This is a genomic window from Brevundimonas sp. AC546, assembly GCF_979258305.1.
On record NZ_OZ409849.1, the window covers coordinates 726,515 to 749,042 of the forward strand.

General features: G+C 67.1%; 19 protein-coding genes. 7 read left to right on the forward strand and 12 right to left on the reverse strand.

Features of this window, described 5'->3' with window-relative positions; all coding sequences use genetic code 11:
* Positions 1–28: 28 nt before the first annotated feature.
* From ACZZZD_RS03675 to serS, 3 genes are all read right to left on the reverse strand, one after another.
* On the reverse strand, positions 29–673 hold the full coding sequence (locus ACZZZD_RS03675) for a protein-L-isoaspartate(D-aspartate) O-methyltransferase (RefSeq protein ID WP_463432755.1): 645 nt from the start codon (positions 671–673) through the stop codon (positions 29–31).
* Entirely contained in the window at positions 670–1,464 is a 795-nt protein-coding gene (surE, locus tag ACZZZD_RS03680; RefSeq protein ID WP_463432757.1) for a 5'/3'-nucleotidase SurE, read from the reverse strand. The genes ACZZZD_RS03675 and surE overlap by 4 nt, the downstream gene beginning before the upstream one ends.
* Before the next feature lie 138 nt (positions 1,465–1,602).
* Positions 1,603–3,048, reverse strand: a complete 1,446-nt coding sequence (gene serS / locus ACZZZD_RS03685; RefSeq protein ID WP_463432759.1) for a serine--tRNA ligase — start codon at positions 3,046–3,048, stop codon at positions 1,603–1,605.
* Between the two features lie 247 nt (positions 3,049–3,295).
* Here serS and ACZZZD_RS03690 point away from each other — a divergent pair, with 247 nt between their 5' ends.
* Positions 3,296–5,104, forward strand: a complete 1,809-nt coding sequence (locus tag ACZZZD_RS03690; RefSeq protein ID WP_463432761.1) for a patatin-like phospholipase family protein — start codon at positions 3,296–3,298, stop codon at positions 5,102–5,104.
* Here the strand turns inward: ACZZZD_RS03690 and ACZZZD_RS03695 are convergent.
* On the reverse strand, positions 5,101–6,906 hold the full coding sequence (locus tag ACZZZD_RS03695; protein WP_463432763.1) for an aminopeptidase P family protein: 1,806 nt from the start codon (positions 6,904–6,906) through the stop codon (positions 5,101–5,103). The two genes, ACZZZD_RS03690 and ACZZZD_RS03695, sit on opposite strands and share 4 nt — an antisense overlap.
* A gap of 15 nt (positions 6,907–6,921) precedes the next feature.
* Complete coding sequence (locus ACZZZD_RS03700; protein WP_463432765.1) at positions 6,922–7,785, reverse strand: 50S ribosomal protein L11 methyltransferase; 864 nt, start codon at positions 7,783–7,785, stop codon at positions 6,922–6,924.
* Between the two features lie 184 nt (positions 7,786–7,969).
* Here ACZZZD_RS03700 and ACZZZD_RS03705 point away from each other — a divergent pair, with 184 nt between their 5' ends.
* On the forward strand, positions 7,970–8,473 hold the full coding sequence (locus ACZZZD_RS03705; protein WP_463432767.1) for a hypothetical protein: 504 nt from the start codon (positions 7,970–7,972) through the stop codon (positions 8,471–8,473).
* A 71-nt stretch (positions 8,474–8,544) separates the two neighbouring features.
* Here the strand turns inward: ACZZZD_RS03705 and ACZZZD_RS03710 are convergent, their stop codons facing one another.
* Complete coding sequence (locus ACZZZD_RS03710; protein ID WP_463432769.1) at positions 8,545–9,441, reverse strand: LysR substrate-binding domain-containing protein; 897 nt, start codon at positions 9,439–9,441, stop codon at positions 8,545–8,547.
* A gap of 103 nt (positions 9,442–9,544) precedes the next feature.
* Here ACZZZD_RS03710 and ACZZZD_RS03715 point away from each other — a divergent pair, with 103 nt between their 5' ends.
* Together ACZZZD_RS03715 and ACZZZD_RS03720 are read left to right on the forward strand one after the other, a co-directional pair.
* Positions 9,545–10,579, forward strand: a complete 1,035-nt coding sequence (locus ACZZZD_RS03715; RefSeq protein WP_463432771.1) for an aldo/keto reductase — start codon at positions 9,545–9,547, stop codon at positions 10,577–10,579.
* A gap of 20 nt (positions 10,580–10,599) precedes the next feature.
* Positions 10,600–11,769, forward strand: a complete 1,170-nt coding sequence (locus ACZZZD_RS03720) for an MFS transporter (RefSeq protein WP_463432773.1) — start codon at positions 10,600–10,602, stop codon at positions 11,767–11,769.
* A gap of 7 nt (positions 11,770–11,776) precedes the next feature.
* Here ACZZZD_RS03720 and ACZZZD_RS03725 read toward each other — a convergent pair whose 3' ends face one another.
* Genes ACZZZD_RS03725 through ACZZZD_RS03735 form a run of 3 tightly spaced genes read right to left on the reverse strand, consistent with a single transcriptional unit; the run spans position 11,777 to position 17,398 of the window.
* Positions 11,777–15,127, reverse strand: a complete 3,351-nt coding sequence (locus ACZZZD_RS03725; RefSeq protein ID WP_463432775.1) for an error-prone DNA polymerase — start codon at positions 15,125–15,127, stop codon at positions 11,777–11,779.
* Entirely contained in the window at positions 15,124–16,689 is a 1,566-nt protein-coding gene (locus tag ACZZZD_RS03730; protein WP_463432777.1) for a Y-family DNA polymerase, read from the reverse strand. The genes ACZZZD_RS03725 and ACZZZD_RS03730 overlap by 4 nt, the downstream gene beginning before the upstream one ends.
* A complete protein-coding gene (locus tag ACZZZD_RS03735) occupies positions 16,580–17,398 on the reverse strand; it encodes an ImuA family protein (RefSeq protein ID WP_463432779.1) in 819 nt (272 codons plus the stop codon). The genes ACZZZD_RS03730 and ACZZZD_RS03735 overlap by 110 nt, the downstream gene beginning before the upstream one ends.
* Before the next feature lie 251 nt (positions 17,399–17,649).
* Between ACZZZD_RS03735 and ACZZZD_RS03740 the strand changes: the two genes are divergently transcribed.
* The 3 genes from ACZZZD_RS03740 to ACZZZD_RS03750 all read left to right on the forward strand — a co-directional run bounded on the left by ACZZZD_RS03740 (position 17,650) and on the right by ACZZZD_RS03750 (position 21,198).
* Entirely contained in the window at positions 17,650–19,254 is a 1,605-nt protein-coding gene (locus ACZZZD_RS03740) for a DEAD/DEAH box helicase (RefSeq protein ID WP_463432781.1), read from the forward strand.
* 107 nt (positions 19,255–19,361) lie between these two features.
* The gene (locus ACZZZD_RS03745) at positions 19,362–20,411 is read left to right on the forward strand and encodes a GGDEF domain-containing protein (protein ID WP_463432783.1); all 1,050 of its coding nucleotides are present in this window, start codon (positions 19,362–19,364) and stop codon (positions 20,409–20,411) included.
* A gap of 37 nt (positions 20,412–20,448) precedes the next feature.
* Positions 20,449–21,198, forward strand: a complete 750-nt coding sequence (locus ACZZZD_RS03750; protein ID WP_463432785.1) for a lysophospholipid acyltransferase family protein — start codon at positions 20,449–20,451, stop codon at positions 21,196–21,198.
* 193 nt (positions 21,199–21,391) lie between these two features.
* Here the strand turns inward: ACZZZD_RS03750 and ACZZZD_RS03755 are convergent, their stop codons facing one another.
* The 3 genes from ACZZZD_RS03755 to ACZZZD_RS03765 are packed head-to-tail and all read right to left on the reverse strand — an operon-like array spanning position 21,392 to position 22,528.
* Positions 21,392–21,748, reverse strand: a complete 357-nt coding sequence (locus ACZZZD_RS03755; protein ID WP_463432787.1) for a TfoX/Sxy family protein — start codon at positions 21,746–21,748, stop codon at positions 21,392–21,394.
* A 1-nt stretch (position 21,749) separates the two neighbouring features.
* A complete protein-coding gene (locus ACZZZD_RS03760) occupies positions 21,750–22,139 on the reverse strand; it encodes a HesB/IscA family protein (protein WP_135195444.1) in 390 nt (129 codons plus the stop codon).
* On the reverse strand, positions 22,139–22,528 hold the full coding sequence (locus ACZZZD_RS03765; RefSeq protein WP_463432789.1) for an SUF system Fe-S cluster assembly protein: 390 nt from the start codon (positions 22,526–22,528) through the stop codon (positions 22,139–22,141). The genes ACZZZD_RS03760 and ACZZZD_RS03765 overlap by 1 nt, the downstream gene beginning before the upstream one ends.

A 22,528-nucleotide genomic window follows, 5' to 3' on the forward strand; every position in this document is an offset into this window, starting at 1 on the left:
TGTATCCGACGACGCCGTTTTGCAACCGTCACCCCTCCTTGGCGGTCCCCTCGACCAAGGGCACGAACCGCACCTCCGTCAGGCTCTCGCGATGGAACGAGCCATCGCCCTGCCCCACATAGCGGTGCAGCATCTGCACCGACGTCCGCCCCACCGGCGCGACAAGCACCCCGTTCGGCTTCAGCTGTTTCAGCAGTTCGGTCGGTTCCGTCGGCGACGCGGCCGTGACCATGATCCGGTCGAACGGCGCCTGTTCGGCCCAGCCCAGGCCGCCGTCGCCATGCTTGGTGATGACATTGTCGATCTGAAGCGTGCGCAGCTTCGCCTCCGCCTCGACCAGCAGGCTGCGATACCGCTCCACCGAATAGACATAGCGCGCCAACCGGCTCAGCACCGCGCACTGGTATCCGCTGCCGGTGCCGATCTCCAGCACACGATGCCGCGCCTGCACCTCCAGCGCCTGGGTCATCAGGCCGACGATATAGGGCTGGCTGATCGTCTGGGCGCAGTCGATCGGCAGGGCCTGATCCTCCCACGCCTGATCCAGGAACTTCTCATGCACGAAGACCGCGCGGTCGATGCTCTCCATCGCCTTCAGCACGCGCGGGTCCGTGACCCCCTGCTGCCTCAGCGACAGGATCAAGCGCCCGGCCCGGTCGTCGTGCAGGTTCATGCCGCGCTCGCCACAGTCTTAGGCGGCGCCCCGCCCAGCACCTTCTTCAGATCATGCACGCTGGTCATATGCGTCAGGTCGATATGCAGCGGCGTGACCGAGATCCGCCCTTCCTCGATGGCCCTCAGGTCCGTGCCCTCGGCATGCTCCTGCTTTTCGCCCCGGAAGCTCATCCAGTAATAGTCGCGCCCGCGCAGATCGACGCGCCGCACCGCGTGCATCTCGCCGACGTTGCGGAACCCTTGCGTCGTCACCTCGACCTGCTCCACCGCTTCCGGTGGGCGGTTGGGGAAGTTCAGGTTCATCACCACCCCCGGCGCCCATTTCTGGTCCAGCAGGCGGCTGATGATCGCCGGCGCGAACGCCTCGGCCGTCTCCCAATGCGCCACCACCTCGTCGTGGAACCGCTCCAGGCTCTGGCTCAGGGCGATGGAGCGGATGCCGAACGCCATCCCCTGCAACGCGCCCGCCACCGTGCCGGAATAGCTGACGTCCTCGCCGATATTGTGCCCCCGGTTTACCCCCGACAGCACCAAGTCCGGCTTCTCGGGCATCAGGTCGTTGACCGCCAGCACGACGCAGTCGGTCGGCGTCCCCGTCACCGCGAACCGCTTCTCGCCCAGGTTCATCACCCGCAGCGGCTCGGTCAGGGTGATCCCCCGCCCCTTGCCCGACTGCTCGACCGCAGGCGCGCAAACCCACACGTCGTCGCTCAGCGTGCGCGCGATCCGCTCAAGACACGCCAGGCCCTCGGCCTCGATCCCGTCGTCGTTGGTCAGGAGAATACGCACTTTAAACTCCGCTCATCCCGGCGAAAGCCGGGACCCAGTTCTGTCGCTCGGCAGTGCGTTGGATCAAAGGCGCTAGAATATTACGCGGTTTTCGCCCAAAGCACTGGGTCCCGGCTTTCGCCGGGATGAGCGGAAAAATCATTGGCTGCCGCCGACGAATTCCAACCCGCCCATATAGGGCTGCAACACCGCCGGCACCGCGATCCGCCCGTCCTCCTGCTGATAGTTCTCCATGATCGCCACCAGCGTGCGACCGACCGCCAGGCCCGACCCGTTCAGCGTATGGACGAACTCGGTCTTCTTCTCGCCGGCCCGCTTGAACCGCGCATCCATGCGCCGCGCCTGGAAGTCCCCACAGTTCGAGCAGCTACTGATCTCGCGATAGGTCCCCTGGCTGGGTAGCCAGACCTCCAGGTCGAAGGTCTTCTGCGCCGAAAAGCCCATATCGCCTTTGCACAGCAGCATCCGCCGGAACGGCAGCTCCAGCGCCTTCAGCACCGCCTCGGCGCAGCCCGTCATCCGCTCGTGCTCGGCGTCGCTGTCCTCTGGCCGCGAGATCGAAACCATCTCGACCTTGGAGAACTGGTGCTGACGGATCAGCCCGCGCGTATCGCGCCCCGCAGACCCGGCTTCGGCCCGGAAGCACGGCGTCAGCGCCGTCATCCGGATCGGCGTCGCCACCTCGTCCTCGGACAGGATGGTCTCGCGCACGAGATTGGTCAGGGAGACTTCGGCGGTGGGGATGAGGAGGCGACGATCACCGCCACGCATAAAGTCTTGGAAAGCGTCCTCAAGTGACTGGTTGACGCGGCCTCCACCTTCACCAGGCTCGCGATCAATGGATGCCAAAATGCGATCCCGGCTCAAAGTGGAGAAGAATGCCGACAACACATCGGATTCTAGCCTGATGCGTGTCGAGAAAAGATCATCCTCAAACTTCGGCAACTGCCCGGTCCCGAACATTGCCTCGTCCCGCACCAGCAGCGGCGGATTCACTTCCAGATACCCGTGCTGATCCGTCTGCAGGTCCAGCATGAACTGACCCACGGCACGTTCCAGCCGCGCCAGCTGGCCCTTCAGCACCGCGAACCGCGCGCCCGACATCTTCGCCGCCGCCTCGAAGTCCAGCATCCCCAAGGCTTCGCCCAGGTCAGCGTGATCCTTGGCCGGACCGGTGCGACGCGGCTCGCCCCAGGTCGAGACCTCGACGTTGCCCGCCTCGTCCTCGCCGTCGGGCACATCCTCGGCCGCCAGGTTCTTCTGCGCCGCCAGCAGGTCGCGCAGCTCCTTGCCGACGCGCGCCTCGACCTCGGCCGCCGCCGCGATATCGCCCTTCAGCGCCTCGACCTCGGCCTTCAACCGATCGGCCTCGGCCATGTCCTTGCGCCCCATGGCGGCGCCGATCAGCTTGGAGGCCGCATTGCGCTTGGCCAGGGCGTCCTGCCCCGTCGTCTGGGCATGGCGCAGCTCGCCGTCCAGCCGCAGGATGTCCGCCACCAGCCCGTCCGGCTCGTCCACCCCGCGCGACGACCAGCCCGCCACGTAAACCTGGGGGTTCTCGCGAATGGCTCTGATGTCGTGCATGGTCTGAAACTTCGGCTGGGCGGGAGAAGCCGAACGCTCTACCCGCCCTCGCCGTCACGGGCAACGCGCGAAGGCTTCAACATCGTCTCCTCCCCACTCGTGGGGAGGGGGACCGCGAAGCGGTGGAGGGGCTCTTGAAGTCCCACAGGCGCCTGTGATGTGGGGAAACCCCCTCCGTCACGGCGCACAGATGCGCCGCGTCTCCTCCCATGAGCCGCGTCTCCTCCCATTAAATGGGGAGGAGACGATGTCCAAACACCCGTTTCACCCGCGCTGGAATCTCGCCTACAACCCCATCATGGCCACGCTTCGTCCCGACACGCTGGCGGCATCGCTCGCGCGCATCTTCGAAGGTCGGATGATCGACCGGGCCAGCTGGTTCGCCCTGACCGGGGGCGAGCCGCTGTTTTCCGAAGGCGACCCGGCCGACACCCTGTATCTGGTCCGCTCGGGCCGTCTGGGCGTCTTTCGGATGGAGGCGGACCAGCCCGCCCATCTGCTGGGCGTGGTCAAGACGGGCGAGCCGGTGGGCGAGATGGCCATGCTGGCCGGCACGCCCCACACCGCCACCGTCGTCGCCCTGAGGGACAGCGAGATCCTGGCCCTGCCGCGCGAGGCCTTCTTCGAGGCCGCCCGCACCGAACCCGATCTGATGGTCGAGCTGTCGCGCCTGATGATCCATCGCGCCCGCGAGCGCACCGCCGGCGCGTCGGAGCCCAGCGTCTTCGGCTTCGTCTCGGCCCGCCCCCGCCCGATCCGCGCCTTCGTCGAGCGCATCGCCGCCGCCATCCAGGCCATGGGCTTCACCTGCCAGGTCATCGACCAGTCGGCCCTCAGCTCGGCGCTGGACTGGTTCAACCGCGTCGAGGGCGACCATGACTATGTCCTCTATGTCGCCGAACAGGATCAGCCGACCTGGGCCAATCTGTGCGCGCGCCAGGTGGACCGGATGTTCATCGTCGGCAGCGGGCTTCTGGCCCCGCCGTCCGCCGTGCCGCGTCGCAACGGCTTCGGCGACGGGCGGCGTCTGACCGACCTGATCCTGCTGCGCGATCCGCGCATGCATCACCCGGCCAACACCCGTGTCTGGCTGGACGCGCTGCAGCCAGACCGCTGGTTCCACTGCGTCGAGGGCCAGGCCGGCGACGCCGAACGCATCGCCCGCGTCGTCACCGGCACCTCCATCGGCCTGGTCCTGTCGGGCGGCGGGGCGCGCGCCTATTGCCACATCGGCGCGATCAAGGCGCTGGAGGCGGCCAAGGTCCCCATCGACTTCGCCGGCGGCGCCTCCATGGGCGCGGTCGTCGCCGCCGGTCCCGCCCTGGGCTGGAGTTCCGAACGGCTGGAGTTCGAGATCCGCCGCGCCTTCGTCGATTCGGACCCGCTGTCGGATCTGGCGGTGCCGATCATCGCCATGTCGCGCGCCCGCAAGGTCGCCGGCCTGCTGGAGCGGGCCTATGGCGACATCGACCTGGCAGACCTGGCTCTGCCCTTCTTCGCCGTCTCGTCCAACCTGACCTCGGGCCGGATCGAGGTACACCGCACCGGCCTGATGCGCCGCGCCATGCGCGCCTCCATCGCCATTCCCGGCGTCCTGCCGCCCGTCGTCATCGACGGCCAGGTGCTGGTGGACGGCGCCGTGCTGAAGAACTTCCCCACCAGCGTCATGCGCCAGCTGAACAGCGGCCCGATCATCGGCGTGGACATGTCCCAGACGCGCGGCGTCGATGCGCGGTCGCTGGAGAACCCGCCGTCCTGGTGGAAATGGATCCTGTCGGGCGCCTGGAAGGCCGGCCCGCCCATCGTCTCGATCCTGATGCGTTCGGCCACCATCACCACCGACGCCGAAATGGCGCAGTCGCGCACCGACGCCGACGTCCTGATCCTGCCCCGACTCGACAGCACCGACATCCGCGACTGGAAGACCTATGACGGCCCCGTCGCCACAGGGTACGAGGCGACCAGGGCGGCGCTGGCGGAGTTGAAGACCCCGATCACCCACCTGCGGCACTGTCCGACCGAAAAGCCCAAGCCGTCAGCCGAACCTGAGCCCTAAAGCGGCGCGCACGCCCGTTCCAGCCAGGCCTTGGCCTCGCCCTCCATCAACGGCCCGACCTTGGCCAGGGTCTCGGCGTGATACCCATCGACATAGGCCCGCTCGTCCGGCGTCAGCATCCCGACCTCGATCAGCTTGCGGTCCAGCGGCGCGAACGTCAGCTGTTCGAACCCGTGCATCGGCCGCTCTCCGCCCTCGGGAACCACGGCCGGCGTCACCACCTGCAGGGTCTCGATGCGGATGCCCCAATGGCCCTCGCGGTAATAGCCCGGCTCGTTGGACAGGATCATCCCCTCCAGCAGCGGCTGGGCCGTGCCCCATTTGGCGATCCGCTGCGGCCCCTCGTGGACGCCCAGATAGGAGCCGACGCCGTGGCCCGTGCCATGATCGTAATCCAGCCCCGCCGCCCACATCGGGGCCCGGGCGATGGCGTCCAGGGCCATGCCGCTGGTCCCCGCCGGGAAGCGGATCGTCGCCATGGCGATATGCGCCTTCAGCACCAGAGTGAACTTGTGACGCTGGTCCGCCGTCGGCTCGCCCACCGCCATCGTGCGCGTCACATCGGTCGTGCCGTCCAGATACTGACCGCCGCCGTCGACCAGCAGCAGCGAGCCGGTCTCGACGTTGCGGATCGTGGCGCCGACCGGCTTGTAATGCGGCAGCGCCCCGTTCGGCCCGGCCCCGGCGATGGTGTCGAAGCTGAGATCCTTCAGCGCGCCTGTCTCCTCGCGGAACCGCTCCAGCGCCTCGACCACCTCACGCTCGTTGGGCAGGGTTTCCTGCACCACCGTATCGACCCAGTGCAGGAACCGGCTCAGCGCCGCGCCGTCGCGAATATGCGCCTGGCGGCTGCCTTCGATCTCGACCGCATTCTTGGCCGCGCGGGGAATGGCGCATGGGTCCATCGCCCGCACCACCGTCGCACCCGCAGCTTCCAGCCGGTCGAAATACCAGGCCGAGGACAGCGACGGATCGATCATCACCTTTTGGCCCGACAGCCCGTCCAGGGCGTCCGCCAACTGCTCGGTCGCCTCGATCCGTACATCGTCACCCAGCCAGCCGGGCAGCGCGTTCGTCACCTTGGCCGGAACCAGGAACAGACGCGCCTTGCCGTCCGCCGCCAATATGGCCTGGCCGATAGGCAACGGCGAACGGATCACGTCCCCGCCGCGCACATTGAACAGCCAGGCGATCGACATCGGCGCCGTCAGCACGACGGCGTCAGCGCCCGCATCCGCCACAGCCTTGCCGATCCGCACCCGCTTCGCCGCATGGCTCTCGCCGGAATAGACGTCTTCATGCGGCACGACCGGCGCCGTCGGCTGGGCCGGACGATCCGCGCCCCAGGCCAGGTCCAGCGGATTGGCGTCCACGGCTTTCAGCGTCGCCCCCGCCTTCTGCGCCGCCGCCTTGAAGGCGACAAGGGCGTCAGGGCTGTGCAGGCGCGGATCGTAACCGATCACCGCCCCCTTGGTCGCCATCTCCAGATAGGCGGCGACCTCGGTCAGGTCGCGCCGCTCCAACAGCGCCGGATCGGTCTGGGCCTTCACCTGAACTGTGTAGCGGCCGTCGGTGAACATGCTGGCCCGATCCTGGAACACGACCGCCGCCCCGGCCGAACCGGTGAAGCCCGTCGCCCAGGCCAACCGCTCGTTGGCATCCGGCAGATACTCGTTCTGATGCTCGTCCTCGTGCGGGATCAGAAAGCCGTCCAGCCCCTGCTTGGCCATCTCGGCGCGCAACAAGGGCAGGTGCTTGGCCCCAAAGGATGGATCGGTCGTTTCGTCGAAGGTCTGGCGCATGATCGTCTTTGTCTCTCAGCCCTTGCGCAGTTGCAGCGCGCTCCAGGCGTCGTGATGGATGGTCTGTTCGACCACGAACCCTAGCGGCAGATAGGCCTCCAGCACCCGCTCCTCCTGCGTGCGCAGCAGGCCGGACAGGATGGCGACCCCGCCCGTCTTCAGCGCGGCGCCGATCTCGGGCGCCAGTTCGACCAGGGGCGCGGCCAGAATGTTGGCGAACACCAGATCGTACGGCAGGTGCTGGGCGATGCGCGGATCGCTCAAACCATCGGCGAAATAGAAGTCGCATTTGGCGTCGTTGATCTCGGCATTTTCGTTGGCGATCCGCGCCGAGGGCTCGTCGATGTCGGTGCCGACGGCGATGGGCGTGCCCGTCTTGGCCGCCGCGATCGCCAGCACGCCCGTGCCGCAACCGACGTCCAGCACCTTCTCGAAGGTCTCGGTCTTGAGCAGAGTATCGAAGGCCTCCAGGCAGCCGACCGTCGTGCCGTGATGGCCCGTGCCAAAGGCGGCGCCCGCGTCGATCTTCAGCGTCACTCGCCCCTCGGGCACCTTGCCCTGATCATGGGCGCCATAGACGAAGAAGCGCCCGGCCTCGACCGGCGGCAGGCCCGACAGCGACATGGCCAGCCAGTCGGCGTCCGCCAGCTTCTCGACCAAAACCGTGACCGGATGGCCGGCCAGAACAGCCTTCAGCCCCTCGACCTCGTCATCGGTCGTGGGGAAGGCGTCGATGCGCCAGACGCCCTTGTCCTCATCCTCTTCCAGGATGGAATAGGTCGCGCCTTCCAGCCGGGGATCGGCGTCGATGGCCTCGGCGGCGGCTTCTGCGGCGGCGCGTGGGCCGCGTGCGATTATCTGAAGAGCGGACTCGGACATTTCTCAAACACCGGTAATATGGCGAATCGTAGCGATCCGGCGTTGTCTGCCCGTCGCCGCCGCGTTTTTATCAAACCGAGGGGTCGGGGAATACATGGCCAAGTCACCGTCTACGTCTAAACCAGCGTCGCCAAAGCCGGCGACCGCCGCTTCCAAGCCTAAAGCCGCGCCGAAGTCGAGCGCCGTGAAGCCCGCCGCCGCGAAAACCGCTGCGCCTAAGGCCGTCGCCAAGCCGGTTGCGGCGCCCAAGCCTGCAGCAGCAAAGGCTGTCACACCCAAGGCTGCCGCGCCCAAGCCCGCCGCCGCCAAAGCCGTAGCCGTAGCCCCCAAGGCTGCCGCCAAGCCAAAGGCCGCCCCAGCCGCCAAGGCTCCGGTCGCCGCCAAGGCCGCCGCACCTAAAGCTGCTGCACCAAAGGCTGCTTCTAAGGCTACGGCTCCGAAAGCCGCCGCGCCCAAGGCCGTCGCTCCGAAACCGGCTGCAACGCCCAAGGCCGCTCCGGTCGCCAAACCCGCCGCCGCTGTCGCTGCACCCAAGCCCGCAGAAACGGTCGCCGCGCCCAAGCCTGCTCCGGCTCCTGCGCCCAAGCCGGTCGAGGCCCCCAAGCCCGCCGCCGCACCCGCCGCCGCCAAGCCGGAGGAAAAGGGTTTCTTCGCCAAGCTGGGCGACATGATCTTCGGCAAGCGCTGATCGCACCTCGCGTCTGATCTTGCAGATCGCCGGACGGTTCGCCCGTCCGGCGATTTTCGTTTGAGGTCGCCTCAGCGCAGCCGTTCGGCCAGATAGTCGACGAACACCCGCACCCGCGCCGGCATGTTTGCGCCGCCGACGAAGACAGCATGGATCGGTTCGCGATCCCCCGGATTGAAATCCTCCAGCAGCGGGACCAACCGCCCCTCGGCGATGGCGTCGCTCACGCTGAAATGCCCCACCCGCGTCACCCCCACGCCGGCCAGCGCCAACTGCGTCAGGGTCTCGCCATTGTTCGCCTCCACCGATCCGCGCACCGTCAGCGCATAGTCGCGCCCATCCCTACGGAACGGCCAGACCGGCTCCTGACGCCGAAAGTTGAAGTTCAGGCAGTCGTGATCGTGCAGGTCCTCCGGCACGCACGGCACACCCCGTTGCGTCAGATAGTCAGGCGACGCCACGATGGTCCGCCCCGTATCGCCCAATCGCCTCGCGGTTAGCGGGCTGTCGGCCAAAGGCCCGAACCGGATCGCCACATCCGCCTGCCCCGCCGCCACATCGACCACCACATCCGTCAGGTTGATATCGACCAGGATATGCGGATAGCGGCGCACGAACTCGCCCAGCAGTGGCACGACCTGCTGGCGACCGTGGGCCAGGGAGGCGCTGACCCTCAACCGCCCGCGCGGCGCCCCCTGGTCGGCGATCGCCTGTTCGGCGTCATCCAACTCGGTCAGAATCCGTCGCGCCGCGCCCAGATAGGCCTGCCCCTCGGGCGTCAGCGTCAGCACCCGCGTCGTGCGCAGCATCAACCGCACGCCCAGCCGCGCCTCGATCCGGTCAATTGTCCGACTGATGGCTGAGGGCGTCAGACCCAGCGCCCGCCCCGCCGCCGAAAAGTTGCCGCCTTGAATCACGGCGACGAAGACTTCCATCTCGCGCGCCCGATCCACCCCGATCATCTGCATCTTTGCGTCCAGATCAAAAATGTTTGGCCTGACACCTGCCTACCGCCGTCGCGCGCCGGCGTCCATCTGTGCCTCCGAACACAGACAGGTCACGAGGACAGTCATGGAATATCGTCAACTTGGAGCATCGGGGCTGCGCGTGCCGGTCCTCAGCTTCGGCACGGGGACTTTCGGCGGCTCCGGCCCCCTGTTCGGGGCCTGGGGCGACAGCGATGAGGACGAGGCGCGCCGCCTGATCGACATCTGCCTGGAAGCCGGGGTCAATCTGTTCGACACCGCCGACGTCTATTCCGACGGCGCCTCTGAACAGGTGCTGGGCCAGGCCATCAAGGGCCGCCGCGATCAGGTGCTGATCTCGACCAAGACCGGCCTGCCCACCGGCGACGGTCCCGGTGATTGGGGCGTGTCGCGCGGCCGGGTTATCCGCGCGGTCGAGGACGCCCTGCGCCGGCTGGGCACCGACCATATCGACCTATTGCAACTGCACGCCTTCGACGCCTCGACCCCGGCGGACGAACTGCTGGCCACGCTGGATACGCTCGTGACCTCGGGCAAGGTCCGCTACACCGGCGTCTCCAACTATCCCGGCTGGGCGCTGATGAAGGCGCAAGGGATCGCCGAGCGCGACGCCCGTCCCCGCTTCGTCGCCCACCAGGTCTACTATTCCCTGATCGGCCGCGCCTATGAGGCCGACCTGATGCCGCTGGGCGCGGACCAGGGCGTCGGCGCCCTGGTCTGGAGCCCGCTGGGCTGGGGCCGTTTGACCGGCAATATCCGCCGCGACGCGCCGATCCCCGAAGGCAGCCGCCTGCACCAGACCGCCGCGTTCGCTCCGCCGGTCGAGGACGAGCACCTGTACCGCGTCGTCGACGCCCTGGACGTCGTCGCGGCAGAGACCGGCAAGACCGTGCCCCAGGTCGCCATCAACTGGCTGCTGCAACGCTTGACCGTCTCCTCGGTCATCATCGGCGCGCGCAACGAGGAACAACTTCGCCAGAACCTCGGCGCCGTCGGCTGGAACCTGACGCCCGGCCAGATCGCCGCCCTAGACGCCGCCAGCGATGTCCTGCCGCCCTATCCCCACACCCCCTATCGCCAGCAGGAAGGGTTCGCTCGCCTGAACCCGCCGCTGGTCTGAGCCTCGAAGGTTTCCTCCCCATGAAACTCAATCCTCCCCTCCTCGCCCTCGCGGCCGGCGCATTCGGCATCGGCGTGACTGAGTTCGCGCCGATGGGCCTGCTGCCCGTCATCGCCACGGACCTGGGCGTCTCCATCCCCACGGCCGGCCTGTTGATCAGCGCCTATGCCCTGGGCGTCATGCTGGGTGCGCCGCTGATGACCCTGACCACAGGCCGTGTGCCGCGTCGGACCCTGCTGATCGGCCTCGCCGCCATCTTCACCGTCGGCAACCTGCTGTCGGCGATCTCGACCGACTATTCGATGCTGCTGATCGCGCGGGTCATCACCTCGCTGAACCACGGCGCCTTCTTCGGCGTCGGCTCGATCGTCGCCGCCAGCCTGGTGGCGCCGAACCGTCAGGCGGGCGCCGTCGCCGCCATGTTCATGGGCCTGACCATCGCCAATGTCGTCGGCGTGCCCCTGGCGACCTGGGCCGGAGACGCCCTGGGCTGGCGCGCCAGCTTCTGGGGCATCGCCGCCATCGGCGTGGGGGTCATGGCCGCCCTGCGCCTGACCCTGCCCAACCTGCCCGCCCCAACCGGCGGGAATATCGCCGCCGAACTGCGCGTGCTGGGACGCGGTCCGGTGCTGGCGGCCCTTGCGCTGACGGTGATCGGCTCCAGCGCCATGTTCACCGTCTTCACCTATATCGCCCCGATCCTGCGCGAGCAGACCCACGCTTCGCTCGGCTTCATCACGGCCATGCTCGTCACCTACGGCCTGGGTCTGACGCTCGGCAACTGGCTGGGCGGCAGGTTCGCGGACAAGTCCGTGGACCGAACCCTGATCGTCACCCTGGCCTCGCTGTCGGCCCTTCTGGTCGCCTTCGCCTTCGCCATGCCGTTCGCAGTACCGACCTCGATCCTGGTCTTCCTGTGGGGGATCGCCAGCTTCGCCCTGGTGCCGCCGCTGCAGGTGCGGGTCATGGCCGCCGCCGGCGACGCGCCCAACCTGGCTTCGGCCATGAACATCGGCGCCTTCAACTTGGGCAACGCCATCGGCGCGGCCGTGGGCGGGGCGGTCATCGCCGGCGGTCTGGGCTATCCGGCCGTCTCAATCGCCGGCGCGATCGCCTCGGGGCTTGGCCTGTTGCTGGTCCTCTTCCTGACCCGCAAGCGGTCGCCCACGACGGTCCCCGCCATCGGCTGATCCCGCCTCAGTGAAAATCGCGCGACCCGGGCAGAATGCGGACGTCGCGCGGATGCCGGCCGGTCGGGCTGCGTGGACCTTGCGGATATTTTACCGCATCCGCCCGCGACAGCTCGACCTGCAGGTCATAGTCCTCGGACAGCCGGCTCAGTTCGGCTGAACGGTCCACCACCTTGCGCACCATGATGTGCAGCACGCCCTCGACGCTCTTTTCGACCGTGCCCTCCACCTCCATCAGCCGCGCCGCCATCACCTCGCGCCGGAAGGTCTCGAACAGCCGCGCCCACAGCAGGGCGTTCACTACCCCCGTCTCGTCCTCCATCGTCACGAAGATGGCGTTGCCGGTCCCTGGCCGTTGTCGCACCAGCACCACCCCGGCGGCGCGCACCAGCCGCCCGTGCTTCTGGGCCATGACCTCGGCCGCGCTCAGCACCCCCTCCGCCCGGAACACCGGCCGCAGGATCTGCATCGGGTGCCCCTTCAGCGACAGACGCGTCGTCTGATAATCGGTGGCGATATGCTCCTTCAGCGGCATCAGCGGCAGGTTGGCCGCCATCTCGGCGCCCAGCTCCCTCGCCCTCGCGGCCTGGAACAACGGTAGCGGCTCATCGTCGGGCAACCGCCTGACCGCCCAAAGCCCTTCGCGCCGGTCCAGCCCGATCGAGCGAAACGCATCCGCATCCGCCAGCTTACGCATCGCGGCCGTCTCCAACCCCGTCCGCCGCGCCATCTCCTCGACATCGGTGAAGGGCGCATCACGAGCCTCGGCGAGCTGCGTCGCCCAACTTTCCTTGAACCCGTCGATCTGACGCAGGCCCAGCCGCAGCGCCAACCCGCGCTCGCCGGGCTCCAGCGTATTGTCCCAAACGCTGTGGTTCACATCGATCGCCCTCACCTCGACCTTCTGCGGGCTCTCCTGTGCATCCCGCACCAGCTGCGCCGGCGCATAGAATCCCATCGGCTGACTGTTCAGCAACGCACAGGCGAACACCGCCGGATGATGGCATTTGATCCACGACGAGATGTAGACCAGCTTGGCGAACGAAATGGCGTGGCTCTCGGGGAAACCGTAAGATCCGAAGCCCTTGATCTGTTCGAAGCAGTTCCGCGCGAATGTGGGATCGTAGCCGCGCTCGATCATAGTCCCGACCATCTTGGTTTCGTACTTCGCCAAGTCTCCGTCGCCTCTGAAAGTGCCCATCGACTTGCGTAATGCACTTGCGTCGGCGGGCGAGAACTTCGCCGCCTCCATCGCAATCCGCATGGCCTGTTCCTGAAACAACGGCACACCGAGCGTCTTGGATAGAATGTCTTTCAGCTCATTTGATGGGTTCGGAGGCGCTGGTGCGGGATACTCCGGCACCTCCGCTCCGCTCCTCCGCCGAAGATAGGGATGCACCATATTGCCTTGGATCGGCCCGGGCCTGACGATGGCGACCTGAATGGCCAGATCGTAGAACTCTCTCGGTTTTAACCGAGGCAACATGTTGATCTGCGCCCGGCTTTCGACCTGAAAGACCCCGATGGACCGACCCTCCTGCAGCATCTGATAGACTTCCGGCCGCTCGTCCGGAACCGTGTCCAGTTCCAGGTCGCCCAAGCCATGCTCACGCATCAGGTCGAATGCCTTGCCGATGCAGGTCAGCATTCCCAGGGCCAGCACATCGACCTTCATCAGCCCCAGAGCGTCGATGTCGTCCTTATCCCATTCGATGAAGGTGCGGTCGGGCATGGCCGCATTGCCGATGGGGACGATCTCATCCAGCCGATCTCGGGTCAGGACGAAGCCGCCGACGTGTTGGGATAAGTGGCGGGGAAACTCTAGCAATCGCCGCGTCATCGCTACGGCGCGTTCAATCTGGGGATTGGCCGCTTCTAGGCCCGCCTGCGCCACATGGCGCTCCGTCATGTCGCTGCCGAAACCACCCCATTGGCTTCCGGCGAGGCGCGCGGTCACGTCGTCGGTCAGCCCAATGACCTTGCCGACCTCGCGGATGGCGCTGCGCGGCCTGTAGCGGATCACAGTCGCGGCGATGCCTGCTCGGTCGCGTCCGTAGCGGGTATAGATGTCCTGAATGATCTCTTCGCGGCGTGCATGTTCGAAATCGACGTCGATGTCGGGCGGTTCATCACGCGCGGTAGATAGAAAACGCTCGAACAGCATGTCGTGCTTGCCGGGATCAACCGAAGTGATCCCCAGCACGTAGCAGACAGCCGAATTCGCGGCAGACCCCCGCCCTTGGCACAGGATGCCCTTGTCTTTCGCCACCCGAACGATGTCGTGGATCGTCAGAAAATAGGGAGCCAGCCCCCGCTCGCCAATGAAGGTCAGTTCCTTCGCTAACGTCTTGCGCACATGGTCGGTGGCGCCGTCTGGATATTTCTGTCCAAGGTTGCGCTCGACCAGATACTCAAGCCAGCCCTGTGGCGTTTTCCCCGGCGGAATGGGCTCCTCGGGATAGTTGTACTTCAAATCCCCCAGATCGAACGCTACCCGCGCCAGCACGTCCTGCGTCTCCGCCACGGCCTGCGGCGCATCCACGAACAGGCGGCTCATTTCGGCGGGCGGCTTCAGATAGCGTTCTGCGTTCTGGTCCAGGCGAAGGCCCGCCCCTTCCAGCGTCACCCCCTCGCGGATACAGGTGACGACGTCCTGCAGGTCGCGCTGTTCAGCGTCGTGATAGAGAACGTCATTGACCGCCAGCAACGGCGTGCCCGTCGCTCCGGCCAACGCCTTCAGCCGCGCCAGACGGCGGCGGTCGTCGCCCCTCCGCCCCATGGCGGCGCCCAGCCAGACCGCGCCCGGCGACGCCTCGGTCACCTGACGCAGCACCGCCTCAAATCCTTCCAGCCGGCCGGGCGGCATGACGATCAGCAGCAGGCCCTCGGGCGCGCGCAACAGGTCGCGCAGACCGATCTCGCACTGCCCCTTCTTCGCCCGGCTGTTACCCAGGGTCAGCAGGCGGCACAGACGGCCCCAGCCTTGCCGATCCTCGGGATAGGCCAGGATGTCCGGCGTCCCGTCGTTGAACCGCAGTCGCCCCCCCAGGATCAGTTTGAAGGCCTTGGCCCGCGCCTTGACCATCTCTCGGTCTATGTGCCGGAACTCGGGGTCCTCGACCCAGACGAACTCGCCTGGACCGCCGCCTTTGCGCCTTTTCTCCGGCGCCCAACCCTCCTCACGAAAATCCTTCAATGCGCTCCACGCCCGCACCACCCCGGCCAGGGTGTTGCGGTCTGCCAGACCCATTCCGGTGTGGCCGCGCAGGATCGCGCTCAAGACCAGATGTTTCGGATGCGACGCCCCCTCCAGGAAGGAGAAGTTGCTGCGCGTCGCCAGCTCGGCATAGGCCGTCATGCGAAGACCCCGTGCACGAACCAGCGCGGGGCCGGTTCCTCGCCGTAGAAGCCTGAGCGGAACAGCCAGAAGCGACGCCCGTCCTGGTCCTCGACCCGATAATAGTCGCGCGTCGGCTCCAGCGGACGTTTCAAGGTGCGCCACCATTCGGGGGCGATGCGTTCGGGGCCTTCGACCCGGACCAGGCGGTGATCCACCCGCCGCCAGATGAAGCGGTTCGGCGGATGGTCGGGCACCTCGGCCGTGGCCAGAACGGGTTGCGGCGGGTCGAACATCTGCAAGGGCCGCAACGGCGGATCGGCAGGGTCGGGCTCGAGCCATTCGCCCTCTTCTCTGGGCGCAAGGGTCGCGGGTCTCAGGCTGATCGCCCGCTCGGGCCAGTGCGACGCCACCGGCTCGAACCTGCTGACCGCCTCCGGTCCCAGGCGTGCGGTCAGGCGATCAACCAGTCGGCCCAAATCCTCGGCGCCCGGCGGGGTCCGCTCGAAGCCGCGCTGGCGCGAGGCCAGGCGGTCTGTGACCGGAACGGACAGGCGCAACTGATCGAAGCCGAAACCGGGATCGAGCGGCCGCGCCAGCGCCGCCAATCTTTCACGGAACAGCCGTTGCACGCCGGTTGCATCGCGGGTGGGCCGCCCAGTGCGAACGGTGATGTGGCGCACCTCCCCATCCAGACGAAAGAAGCTGATCTGAAAGGCGCGCCCGCCCTGACCGCGCAGATCCAGCTGGTCCATAGCCTCGACCAGCAGGTCGCCGATCACCGCCTCGACGTCTGTCGTCTCGGTGATCGGCTCGACCAGAATTCTGTCCACGGCGATCATAGGCACAGGCCGTTCGGGCCGGATGCGCGCGTCCTCGCGCCCCAGCACCCGGTTCAGCCGCGTCGCCGCAGCCACGCCGAACCGGGCGGCGATCGGGGCGGTCGGACGGTCAGCCAGATGCGCCAGGGTCTTCAGCCCAGCGCGCGACAGGGCCTGCGTCTCCTTGTCCGACAGTTCCAGCGCCGCGACCGGCAGGCGGCGCAGGGCCTGGCTTTGCCCCTCGCCCGCATGGATGCCGCCCCGCCCGAACCGCGCCAGGGCGCGCGCCGCCTCGGGCGTGCCGGCCATGGCTAGACGCACCGCCAGCCCGACGCCCCGCGCCCGTGCTGCAATGGTTTCCATCATTCCAGCCTCGCCCCCGAACAGATGGGCGCAGCCGGTCACGTCCAGCGCCAACCCATCCAGACCGTCGGTCGCCGCCATCGGCGTGAACCGGCCGAAATCCAGCAGCACCCGCTTCAACAGGGCCGCGTCCGCCTCCGGCCGATGCACGACAACGCGAATGTCCGGCGCCCGCGCCCGCGCGTCGGCCAAGGTCATGCCGGGTGACAGGCCCAGCCCCAGCGCCTGCTCATTCGCGGCCGTCAGACGCAGCGCGCCCTTCACCTTCTCGACCAGGACGGTGGCGGGCTCAGCCGAAGCGTCGGACCGCCCTTCCTCGCGCCGCAGCCGATCCGTCGGCAGCAGGGGAAACCAGACCGCCAGGTAGCGTCGGTCGTTGCGACTGTTGATGTTCGGCATTCCGCCTACCCTGATCGAAGACTCCACGCTCACGATCCCACTCCATGATCCAGGTGTTCGGCTGCGCGCCCAGCCGATGCCGCAACAGTTCGACCGCATAGGTCGGATGGCCGGGCGCTTCGGCTTCCAGCGCCCGTGACGACGCCCCTCTGATCCGCCATCGGGTCTCGGCCGCGCTGGGTTGAGGCTGGGCCGCCAGCCGGATCAGGATCGCCGTCGCCCTTCCCTGCCCCGCCGCCATCGACAGGCGTCGCGTGGCGGTCAGGCTCAACATCTTGCTCTCGCCCCAGGCCGACAGCAGCACCGCCCCCACTGCACCGCACGACAAGGCCTCCTCGCCCGCCGCCAGCAAATCCTTCGTCTCCTTGACCCGCACCAGCACCACCCGGCCGGGATCCAGCCCCAACTCGCGCAGGCCCGGTCCATGGATCTGGCCGGTCTCCAGCCCCGTCATGGCCTGGACGCCCCACACCACAAGTCGATCTCCCGCGGCTCGCTGAACCAGTCCCAAGGCGAACCCCAGGGCCGCCGTCGCATCCGGCGTCGTCGCGGCGTAGATCTCGTGCAGGGCATGAGTGGACAGCCCGCCCAGATGCCGATCTACCTCCGCATGGCCTAGGTCGAAGCGTGCATCGTCGGTCGAACAGCCGTCCGTCTCCATCGCTTTCAGGCGTTCGCGCAAGGCTTCTATGTCGCGGTCGGGCCGCACATTGGTTCTCCTTTTGTTCACATATATGCGACCTTCGACACCCCAAGAGTCAAGCGCTTGGAACCTTGGCCATGGGAATTTATTCCGCTGAGGGTCGGATCACCGAAAACCGGGAATACTTGACTTTGGCGCAGGGGCTTCTATATGCCCCCCAGCCTCGGGACAGGTCTGCGATCCGCGCCGCCCGCTCGCCCAAAGAGGGGCGGTTCCGTCGCTGCTATGCACGCAGACGCTTTCTCTCCCAAGGATTCATGACCGAATTTTCCCAACTGGGCCTTTCGCCCACGACCCTGCAGGCCGTCGCCGACACCGGCTACACGACCGCCACCCCCATTCAGGAACAGGCGATCCCGGTCGCCCTCGCCGGCCGCGACGTGCTGGGCATCGCCCAGACCGGCACCGGCAAGACGGCCGCCTTCACCCTGCCTCTGGTGGACCGCCTGTCCACCGGCCGCGCCCGCGCCCGCATGCCGCGCGCCATCGTCCTGGCCCCGACCCGCGAACTGGCTGACCAGGTCGCCGAAAGCTTCGCCAAATACGCCAAGGGCACCAAACTGACCTGGGTGCTGCTGATCGGCGGCGTCTCCATGGGCGACCAGGTCGCGGCCCTGAACAAGGGCGTCGATGTCCTGATCGCCACGCCGGGCCGCCTGCTGGACCTGTTCGAACGCGGCAAGATGCTGCTGACGGGCGTCGAGATCATGGTCGTGGACGAGGCCGACCGCATGCTCGACATGGGCTTCATCCCCGACATCGAAAAGATCTTCAAACTGACGCCGCCGCGTCGCCAGACCCTGTTCTTCTCGGCCACCATGCCGCCCGAGATCACGCGCCTGACGACCGCCTTCCTCAAGGATCCGACCCGGATCGAGGCCTCGCGTCCGGCGATGACCGCCGACACCATCACTCAGTATATCGTCCGCATCCCGACCTCGGACCCCAAGGCCAAGCGCACGGCCCTGCGCGCCCTGGTCGGTCGTGAGGACGTGCGCAACGGCATCGTCTTCTGCAACCGCAAATCCGAAGTCGATATCGTCGCCAAGTCGCTGAAGCAGCACGGCTTCGACGCCGCGCCGATCCACGGCGATCTGGACCAGTCGCAACGGACCAAGACCCTGGCGGACTTCCGCTCGGGCGCGCTGAAGATTTTGGTGGCCTCCGACGTCGCCGCGCGCGGCCTGGACATCCCGGATGTCAGTCACGTCTTCAACTACGACGTCTCGCACCACGCGGACGACTACGTCCACCGCATCGGCCGCACCGGCCGGGCCGGCAAGCTGGGCCAGGCCTTCATGATCGTGACCCCGGCCGACGACAAGTCGCTGGATAAGGTGCTGAAGCTGATCAAGATGGACCCGCAGGAGCTGGTTCTGGACGGCATCGACTTCGCCGCCATCAAGGACGGCCCCGCCCGCGACGACAAACGCTCCGGCGGACGCGAACGCTCGGGCGAACGCAGCCGCAGCCGGTCCCGCAGCAGCGCCCCCGCCGTCGAGCAGCCAACCGAAGTCGCCGCAGTCGTCGCGGCGCCCCAGGCTGCTCAGTCTCAGGAAACCGAAGCGCCCCGCAGCCGCAGCCGTCGCAAGGCCCGCCCGGAAGCCGCCGTCGAAGTCGCCGCCCCCGCTCCGGTCGTGATCGAAGCCGCCGAAACGGTCGAAGCGGTCGAGACACCCCGCGCCCCGCGCCCGGACCGTGCAGAGCGCCCGGACCGTGCGGACCGCGAACCTCATTTGCTGCAATCCGACCGTCGCGGCGACCGCAAGGCCGCCAAGGACGAACCTCAACGCCAAGGCGTGCGAGGCTTCGGCGATGACATCCCGGCCTTCCTGCGTCGTCCGGTCGTCGTTCGCGCCTGAATTCGTACATAACGGCGCGGTGAAATCCCGCGCCGTTTACCCTGCATTACGGAACACTCCTTAGTGTCCCCCGATACGGTTCCAGAACAGGAACCAGGGGAAGAAGAATGTCCAAACAGGTCGAGACGTCGCTCCGGGGTCCACAAGCCTACGCCCTGGCGCGTGATGTCATCGCCGAAATGGAAAAGGCGGGCGTCTGGCCGACGCCGCTGAACTTCGAACTCTGGCTGCACTATCTCAGCGATCCTGACGGCGCCCTGGCCCAGGAAATCCGCCGCCTTCTCGACCAGTCCGCGGTCATCACCGACAAGACGTCGGAGATGCTGGCCGCCGAATTCCTGCCGCGCGGACGCCTGCCGGATCAGATCCGCGACGTCGGTGCCGTGCTCGATCGCGAACTGGCCAGCGTCGCCAGCGCCATCGCCATGGCCCACAAGACCCAGGCGGACTATGGCGAAACGCTCGCCGACGCCTCCCACTCCATGGAAACCGTCGAAGATGCTTCGTCGCTGAAGGATCTGGTCGGCGGCCTCTCGACTGCGACCAACCGCGTGCGCCGCGAAACCGCGATCCTGGAAAAAAGGCTGGAGAAATCCAACAAGGAAGTCATCCGCCTGCGCGAGAACCTGGAACAGGTGCGCCGCGACGCCATGACGGACGCCCTGACCAACCTGGCCAACCGCAAGGCCTTCGACGAACGGCTGGAGGCGGCCTGCGCCGAGGACAATGGATCGCCGCTTAGCCTGGCCATCCTCGACATCGACCACTTCAAGCGGTTCAATGACACCTGGGGCCACCAGACCGGCGATCAGGTGCTGCGCTATGTCTCCACCGTCCTGTCCAACATTTGCGGCAAGACCCGCTTCGCCGCCCGGTTCGGCGGCGAGGAGTTCGCGATCATCTTCCCTGGCGAAGGCGCGGGCGTGGTCATGGCGGCGCTGGAAAGCATCCGCACCGACGTGGCCTCGCGCGCCCTGCGCCGTCGCTCGACCAACGACGACCTGGGCTCTGTGACCATATCCGCCGGCTTCGCTCAACGGCAGAAGGGCGAAAGCGCCGCCAGCCTGCTGGAACGCGCCGACGCGGCGCTCTACGAATCCAAGCGCGCGGGTCGAAACTGCGTCACGCCCGCGTCGTCGCTTGAAAAAGCGGCTTAGAGCCTGACAAGGCCAAGCTTTCTGCCATAGTCGCCACATGCGCAGCTTCGCCTTCAATATCGCCTACTGGATCCTGTCGATCAGCTATGGGCTGACGGCGGCCTTCGCGGCGCTGGCGCCCGGCCGCGGCCCCGCCAGCTGGGTCATCCGGCGCTATGTGAAGCGTATGGTCCAGGCCATGGCGATCTTCGCCGGCATCAAACTGGACGTGCGCGGCAAGGATCGGCTGCCCGAGGGCGCCTTCATCATCGCCTCGAAGCATCAGAGCTGGGGCGACGGCTTCGCCACCTACGACCAGTTCGACGACATCGCCTTCGTTACCGGCGACCATCTGGAGAAGTTCCCCCTGCTGGGCGGCGTGCTGAAGAAGCTGGGCGCCATCGTCGTCAACAGCTGCGGCGGCCATGAAGCCCGCAAGGCCCTGGCCATGCGCGCCGCCGAGGCCCGCGCCGAAAACCGCAAGATCCTGATCTATCCCGAGGGCCACCTCGCGCCGGTGGGCCAGAAGTTCAAGTACCGCTCGGGCGTCTGGCACATGTACCGCGATTTCGACGTGCCCGTCGTGCCACTGGCCACCAACCTCGGCGTCTTCTGGCCCGAGGAAAAATACGAAAAACACGCCGGCACGGCCACGCTGGAGTTCCTCGACCCCATCCCCGTCGGCCTGCCCAAGGACGAGTTCCTGGCTCGCCTGGAATCCGTGATCGAAACCCGCACCGCCGAACTGGTCGCCCAGGCGACGGGTCAGCCGGTCAAGCCGGCCGTGCTGGTGGAAGCGCCGAGATAGACCCTATTTCCTCCCCATCGCGAAGCGATGGGGAGGTGGCGCGGCGCGCCTTCGCGCCGTGACGGAGGGGTTCTTCAACACGCAACCGCCTGTGGGACTTAAAGATCCCCTCCACCGCGTAGCCTGTCCTCGGGCTCGCCTTTGGCGAGACCCGGGGGCGGTCCCCCTCCCCATTTCATGGGGAGGAGACGGGCTAACTCTTGCTCGGCTTCTTCCCCGCCGCCTTCTTCACCGCCACCTCCAGCGACCGCCGCGCCCAGGCGACCGCCTCATCAGCATCGTCCAGCGCCGTCTCGGGCAAGGTCCAATAGCCCATGCTCATCGTCCGGCCGTCCTTGGTCGGATAGGTGAACTGACGCGAACCGGCCTCCACAAAGGCCTCGCCCAGCGCATCATCCCCCTTCAGCCAGACCACGCCGTCATCCAGCAGGGCGAACATCACGCCGGCGGCATAGACCCCCGCCCCGCCGAACATCCGCTTGATCTCCAGCCGGCCGAGCGCATGGAAATGCTCGCGCGCCCATTCGCCGAAGTCCGCGTCGTAAGACATGTCAGTCTGCGGCGACCGGCACGATGGTGACGCTCTCGCCACAACCGCAGGCATCGGTCTGGTTCGGATTGTTGAACACGAACTTGGACGCCAGACGCGTCGTCTCGTAGTCGATCTCGGTGCCGATCAGGAACAGCACGGCCTTGGGCTCGATCAGGATGGTGACGCCCTTATCCTCGACCACCTCATCCAGCGGCCCGACGCTGTCGGCATAGGCGAAGGTGTATTCCTGCCCCGCGCAGCCGCCGTTCTTGACCCCGATCCTCAGACCGATGTGATCGTTCTCGGCATTGTCCAGGATTTCGCGCACGCGCTCGGCGGCGGCGTCGGTCAGGGTCACGGCCTTGGGTCGCGGGCGGCGCGGACGGGAGGTGGTTTGAAGGTCGGTCATCAGAACATATTCAGGGCCAGCTTGGCCTCGTCGCTCATCTTGGAACTGTCCCAGGGCGGGTCGAACACCAGATTGGCCTTGGCGCTGCGCACGCCCTCGACCTTCTCGACCGCCGTCTCGACCCAGCCCGGCATCTCGCCGGCGACCGGACAACCCGGCGCCGTCAGGGTCATGTCCACCACCACGTCGCGGTCGTCGTTGACGTCCACGCGATAGATCAGGCCCAGCTCATAGATGTCGACCGGAATTTCCGGGTCATAGACCGACTTCAAGGCCTCGATCAGCTGATCGGTCAGCGTGTCCAGTTCGGCCTGCGACAGGGCGCTCTTCTGGGGTTCGTCCCAGGCTTCCTTGAAGGCGTCGCTGTCTTGAATAGGTTGATCTGTCAT